At 63.5% G+C, this 6,459-nt stretch carries 3 protein-coding genes; 2 read left to right on the top strand and 1 reads right to left on the bottom strand.

Going from position 1 to position 6,459, the window contains the following annotated elements; genetic code table 11:
* Positions 1-1,928: ATP-binding protein (locus tag I6F35_RS14065; protein ID WP_225118260.1), on the bottom strand; the 1,928-nt coding region annotated here is incomplete at its 3' end.
* Positions 1,929-2,220: 292 nt separating this feature from the next.
* Here I6F35_RS14065 and I6F35_RS14060 point away from each other — a divergent pair.
* Complete coding sequence (locus I6F35_RS14060; protein ID WP_225118259.1) at positions 2,221-4,848, top strand: MMPL family transporter; 2,628 nt, start codon at positions 2,221-2,223, stop codon at positions 4,846-4,848.
* A gap of 586 nt (positions 4,849-5,434) precedes the next feature.
* Complete coding sequence (locus I6F35_RS14055; protein ID WP_225118258.1) at positions 5,435-6,454, top strand: patatin-like phospholipase family protein; 1,020 nt, start codon at positions 5,435-5,437, stop codon at positions 6,452-6,454.
* The last annotated feature ends 5 nt before the right edge of the window (positions 6,455-6,459 follow it).

The following is a 6,459-nucleotide window of genomic DNA, read 5'->3' as shown; positions in this document are numbered from 1 at the left end:
TTGTTGGACGCCGAAACGCGCCCCCCCTGCCCCTCGATGATCGTCCTGCAGATGGAGAGCCCAAGACCCATTCCGTCGGACTTGGTGGTAAAGAACGGTTCAAAGATGCGCTCAGGGTTGCCCTCGATCCCGGTACCGCTGTCCTCGACCGCCACCTTGATGAAATTCTCGGCAGCCCCGTCGATCTTGACGCGGATTTCGTGGGGCCGGTCAGTGATCCCCCGGGTCGCATGCAGCGCGTTCATCAAGAGGTTCACGATGACCTGCTGCACCTGGACGCGGTCGCAGACGATCGGGCCCCGGATATTGACTTCCTCGATGCGGATGGTCGCCGCCGCGGCGCGCGCTTCCCGCGCCAGCAGGGCAACGGCATCCTGTACCAACGCCCCCATATCGACCGAACTGGTCTGCGGCGCGGTCTTCTTGGCGAGCGCGCGCACCCTCCCGACCACCTCCGCGGCCCGGTTGCCGTTCGAGACGATCTTGTCCAGACAATCGGTCACTTCGGTGAGGTCGGGATTGGGCCGGGTAAGCCAGCGTTTGCCCGATTTTCCGTAGTTGATGATGGCCGCAAGGGGCTGGTTGACCTCATGCACGATCGAACCCGCGAGCTGACCTAACAGGGCGATGCGCCCGGCATGAGCGAGTTCGACGGAGGTCTGCTCGATCTTCGCGCGGGCTTCGTTTCTCTCGGTGACATCGAAGGCCATGAGCAGCACGCGGGACCAATCCTGTCCATCCGGCAGGACCGAGACGCGCAGCACCGCATCGATGATGCGACCATGCAGGGTGGCGCACCGCGTCTCGATCTCCGCGAGCGAAGCGCCGGCGGCCAATGAAGCAAAGATATGCGCGATGGCCGGTTCGGAATCCGGCAATTGTCCGAGAACCACGTTGCCATCGGTCAAATCGGCGACGGTATCGGCTTCAAACATGGTGAGCGCGGCGCTGTTGGCATTGTAAATCCCGATCTCCTTTGCCGCTGCGCGCAGGATCTGCGGATTTGACCGCAACCATGTCTCGCAGTCGTCAGCGGGTCCCTTGCCGTCCAGAATCAGCCGCATGGCCTTGCTCAGGTCGCATTCCAGGGCGGCAAAACCGGCGGAGTTGAAGATGGTGCTGTAGCGCTGCTCGGAGCTCCTTCTTTCCGCCAGCGCGCGTCGGCTCTCGGTGAGATCGGCGCTGGTCTCGATGATGCCGATGGCCCGGCCGTCCGGATCCCTGCGCTCGAGCCAGCGGCTCGCCAGAATGAGGCGCGTGCCGTCTCGCCGCGTTCGCACAATTTCTCCCGACCATGTTCCGCTTTGCGCGAGAGCGGCGCTGATCTCCCGCGCCGGCACGGCCGACTGGAGAAGGTCGCTACAGCGCTTGCCGAGCGCCTCGCCGCGGGTCCAACCGTAGAGCCTCTCCGCGCCTTCGTTCCAGTACCGGATCATGTCCGACTGGTCTCGAACGATGACGGTGTCATGCGAGAGCTCGAGAATCCTTGCCTGTTCGGCCAGGGTGGTTCGCGCGGACCGGTCCCTGAGCGACAGCATGACCGTGATCGCGATCGCGACGAGGCTTACCGCGTAGCGCAGGTGCGCCCCTCCAAGGGGATCTTCCGCGTGCCCGATGAGAAATGCGATCGTCGTGAGCACTGCCGTAATGCAGCCACTGGCAATCACGAACCTGCGGCCGAGCGGCGCAAGCGTCAGCACCACGCCGGTGTACAGCACCGCGACGGCGCCATCGATTGGACTCAACGCATCCGCCAGGAAGATCAGCACCGACGCAACGACGGCCGCCGCGAGCGCGAATTGCCCTCTCCGGCTGCTGATCGCCTTGAAATCACCCTGCCTCAGACCAGTGTTGGCCGCCATGTCAGTCCTCATCAAGCCCCGTTCCGGAGCCGACTTTTTATAGTTTCTCCTCGAGAGAATGATCATACCTAGGTTTGCATTCTCGTGCCGCCGTTTTGTCTGTACCTGCGGAGCCTGGACAGGAACCGCGCGCACCGTGCAAATTTGAAACGCTCACGCGAACCTCGGAAGACAGGGTTTTGATTGGCAACGCATCCTTCGGCCACGCTTCGCCTGAAGCCGCACTATTTGTTGTAGTGACCCATATCGGGGCGGACGGGTACGCTCGTTGCGCACGAGTTTCCCCCGAAGATCAATCCAGCATTGACGCGGAGTTTGTGGCCGAAGGCGATGCGCCCGTTGGGAAAGCCGATTCATCATGTTGAAATCAGCAATCGTTGGAGTCGTGGATTTCTGTGCGCATCGGCGTTGGTGGGTTCTCATATTCGGAATCCTGCTCGCGGTCGCGGCTCTCGCCTATGATGTCGCGCGATTTTCGATCACGACGGACACGGAGAACCTGATCGCCAACAATCTTCCCTGGCGTCAGCGGCAATTGGCGCTTTCCGAGGCATTTCCGGACAAAGGAATCCTGGTCGTGGTTTCGGCACCGACGCCGGAAAACGGCGAAGCGGCGACGAGCGCCCTGCAGCAGGAGCTCTCCAGGCACCCGGACCTATTCCGCGCGGTCGTTCGGCCTGACGGAGGCGAATTCTTTCAGCGCAACGGCCTGCTGTTCGAGCCGCTGCCGACCGTCCAGAAGTCCATCACGGGACTATCGAGCGCCGACTTTCTGATCGGCTCGCTCGCTGCAGACCCAACCCTGCGCGGCGTCGCGAAAGCGCTCGGCTATGCGATCGATGGCGTCGAGGGAGGAGACATCAAGCTCGATCAACTGGCGTGGCCGCTCTCGCTTGCCGACGAGACCCTGAGCGACGTGCTTGCCGGCAAGCCGGCGACATTTTCATGGCAAGCGCTGGTGCAGGGCTCAAAGCCGCGGACGGAGCAATTGCGTCACTTCATCGAGGTGGAGCCGATCCTGGATTTCTCCGCGTTGCAGCCCGGCCGCAAGGCCACGGACGGCATCCGCCGCGCGGCGGCCGATCTGAAACTGGGCGAGAAATTCGGCGCCAACCTGCAGCTTACCGGCACCGTGCCCATGAACGACGACCAGTTCTCGGTGATCCGGCAAAGCGCGCTGCGCGACACGTTGACGGCGTTGTTCGGAACGCTGATCATCTTGTGGCTGGCGCTTCGTTCGTGGAAGATCGTCACCGCGGTGTTTTTCAGCGTCATCGTCGGTCTCGCCGCCACCGCTGCCCTTGGCATCGTCATGGTCGGGGCCTTCAACCTGATCTCGATTGCATTCTTCGTCCTGTTCGTCGGGCTCGGCGTGGACTTCGGCATCCAGTTCAGCGTCCGTTACCGCTCCGAGCGGCATGAGTGCGGCGATCTGCGTGAATCGCTGCGACGGGCCGCACGCAAGGCGGGAGCCCCCCTCTCCCTGGCTGCCGCGGCCACGGCGGTGGCGTTCTTCTCGTTCCTGCCGACCAGTTATCGGGGCCTTTTTGAACTGGGTCTCATTGCCGGATGCGGAATGTTGATCGCCTTCCTCTGCAGCATCACCCTTGTCCCGGCGATGCTGGCTCTGCTCAAACCGCCGGGAGAGGTGGCACCGGTCGGTTTCAGCAGCCTCGCGCGGCTGGATGATTTCCTGCAGCGGCATCGCATCGCGGTGATCGCCGGCACCATCCTTGTCGTCCTTGCCGGAACGCCATTGCTGTTTCGCCTTCCGTTTGATTTCAACCCGATCCACCTGCAAAACCCGCACGCCGCTTCGGTTGTGACCTATCGCGAGTTGCAGGGCAATCCGCTGACCAGCGGCGGCGACGCCGAGGTGCTGGCATCATCGCTGAGCGAAGCCGACGGCATCGCAAAGCGGCTGGCTGCGCTGCCCGAGGTCTCGCGCACGCTGACGCTGAGCAGCTTTGTTCCGGACCAACAGGATCAGAAGATCGCCGTCATCAAGGCCGCCGCGCCACGCCTCCATGGCGCCCTCAATCCCAAGCGCGATCCGGCGCCAACGGACAAGGACACGGTGGACGCCATCCGCGCGACCGCGCAACATCTGTCGAAAGTCGCGGGCAGCGCGACCGGGCCCGGCGCCGAAGCCGCACGACGCGTTTCCGATTTGCTGATGCGCCTGTCGGAAGCCGACGCCGCGACGCGCACAAGCGCCGAAACCGCCTTCGTTCAACCGTTGAACCTCGATCTCGACCAGTTGCGCAGCAACCTCGATCCGCAACTTGTGACCGTCCAGAATCTTCCGGCCAATCTAGTACGCGACTGGCTGCTGCCCGACGGCAGGGCTCGCGTCGAGGCGCTGCCGAAAGGCAACCCGCAGGACAACAGCGTGATGCGGCGCTTTGCGACGGCGGTCATGGCGGCGGAGCCTTCGGCCACCGGCCCCGCGATCAGCCTCTATCAGTCGGGCAGGACGGTGATCGACGCCTTCATTGAAGCCGGCGCGCTGGCGCTTGTCGCCATCGCGATCCTGCTCCTGATCGCGCTGCGCCGCGTCACGGACGTGCTGTTGACGCTGACCCCGTTGCTGCTGGCGGGCGCCGTGACGTTGGAGATCTGCACGCTGACCGGCACGGCGATGAACTTTGCCAACATCATCGCCTTGCCGCTGCTGCTCGGTGTCGGCGTCGCCTTCAAGATCTACTACATCATGGCCTGGCGCGAAGGGCAGACCGGCTTGCTGCAGTCCAGCCTGACGCGCGCGGTGATCTTCAGTGCCATGACCACCGCCGTCGCGTTCGGAAGCATGTGGTCGTCGAACTATCCGGGCATGTCGAGCATGGGCAAGATGATGGCGCTCGCGCTGCTGTGCACAATGGCCGCCGCCGTGCTGTTCCAGCCGGTCCTGATGGGCCCGCCGCGTCAGGTCAGGGCGGCTCCGGCCAAGGGGTCGGCCGGCCCATTGCCGCGCGCGGCCGAATAAATTGGGAGCCTATTCGGTTGCATTCTAGCGAACCAGTTCACATTCCCCGACCGCTCTGTCATGCTATGTTCATATATCGCAACCGGACGGAGGACCGGGCGTTTGCCGCTTGGAGGGGGCGAAGCTGCATCTGGCCATCGTGACCGAGCGAAAATGGTGACGTGCTCGCCTGCAACATTGCTGGAGGTTGACCATGCACTCCGTTTCAGCCGAATGGCAATCCACTTCGACAGCTCCCTCTGACGAAGATCTCGAAATTTGCACATTGAACTATGATGGCATGGTCCATGCACTTCCGTTTCCTTGCCGGAAGGATGGATCCAACTGGGTCGATCGTTCGGGCGGAACGCGCGCTGACATTCATCCGACCCATTGGCGCAAATGGATTGAAGCCAATTAGCCCATTGTCAGGGTAGACGCGGCCGTTCCCTGACTGCGCTGCCGGAATTGCATGCTGGCGCAGCCCGATCTGCGGCCAAGCGAGGTCGGCCGTCGGACAGTGCATATCGCGACCACAAGTTTGTCTCGCATGTTCCGACTACCTGCGACATAGTCAGCCCCCCGTAGGCCGCGGAAATCGAGGCTCATGAACCGAAGCCCGGTGCTCATAGACCTGGCCCTCCAGGGCGGCGGCTCGCATGGCGCGTTCACCTGGGGCGTCCTCGACCGGCTTCTGGAAGAGCCGTGGCTTCAGATTGCAGGCATATCCGGGACCTCGGCCGGGGCGATGAACGCCGCTGTGCTGGCGGACGGCTGGACGGAGGGCGGCGCCGCCGGGGCACGCGACGCCCTGGACAAATATTGGCGGAGCGTCTCGCGCGCCGCCGCATTCAGTCCGCTGCAACGCTCGCCTCTCGACCACCTCATGGGACGATGGTCGCTCGACACCTCTCCCGCCTATCTCTTCACCGACTTGATGTCGCGGGTGCTGTCGCCCTACGACCTCAATCCGCTCGGCTTCAATCCGCTGCGAGAGATCCTGGCCAAGGCCATCGATTTCGAGCGTCTTGCCCGTGCGCCGATCAAACTCTTCGTCACGGCCACGCGGGTGCGGACCGGTCGCGGACGGATCTTCCGCAACGCGGAGATCAATGCGGATGTCCTGCTGGCGTCGGCCTGCCTGCCGACCATGTTCCGCGCAATCGAGATCGATGGCGAGCCCTATTGGGACGGCGGTTACGCGGGCAATCCTACGATCACGCCGCTGGTTCGCGAGACTGATGCGCACGACACCATCATCGTGCAGATCAACCCGACCGAGCGGCCCGAGCAGCCACGCACCGCCGCTGACATCCTCAACCGCCTCAACGAGATTTCATTCAATTCGCCGCTCGCGAAGGAACTGCGGATGATAGCACTGCTTCGCCAGGTCGCCGATCCCGGCACCGGCGAGGGCGCCCGTTGGGCACAGATGAAGACGCACCGGATCAAGAGCGACATGCTGGCGACATTCGGCGCGTCGTCCAAGCTCAACGCCGAATGGGCGTTCGTATCCAGGCTGCGCGAGGAAGGGCGGCGCGCCGCCAGTGAATTCCTCGACGCCCACGGCGCCGATCTCGGCGGGCGTTCGACCGCCGATCTCGACATCCTGCTGGCGGAGTGCTGAGGGCC

The organism is Bradyrhizobium sp. BRP22, assembly GCF_020194175.1.
In the GTDB taxonomy this organism is placed as follows: domain Bacteria; phylum Pseudomonadota; class Alphaproteobacteria; order Rhizobiales; family Xanthobacteraceae; genus Bradyrhizobium.
Note: the sequence above shows the minus strand (reverse complement) of the source record. Positions and strands in the feature narration are given on the sequence as shown.

Excerpts from the sequence above, each read along its gene's own strand:
- I6F35_RS14055 (WP_225118258.1), top strand. The coding sequence starts at position 5,435 with ATGAACCGAAGCCCGGTGCTCATAGACCTGGCCCTCCAGGGCGGCGGC.
- I6F35_RS14060 (WP_225118259.1), top strand. The coding sequence starts at position 2,221 with ATGTTGAAATCAGCAATCGTTGGAGTCGTGGATTTCTGTGCGCATCGG.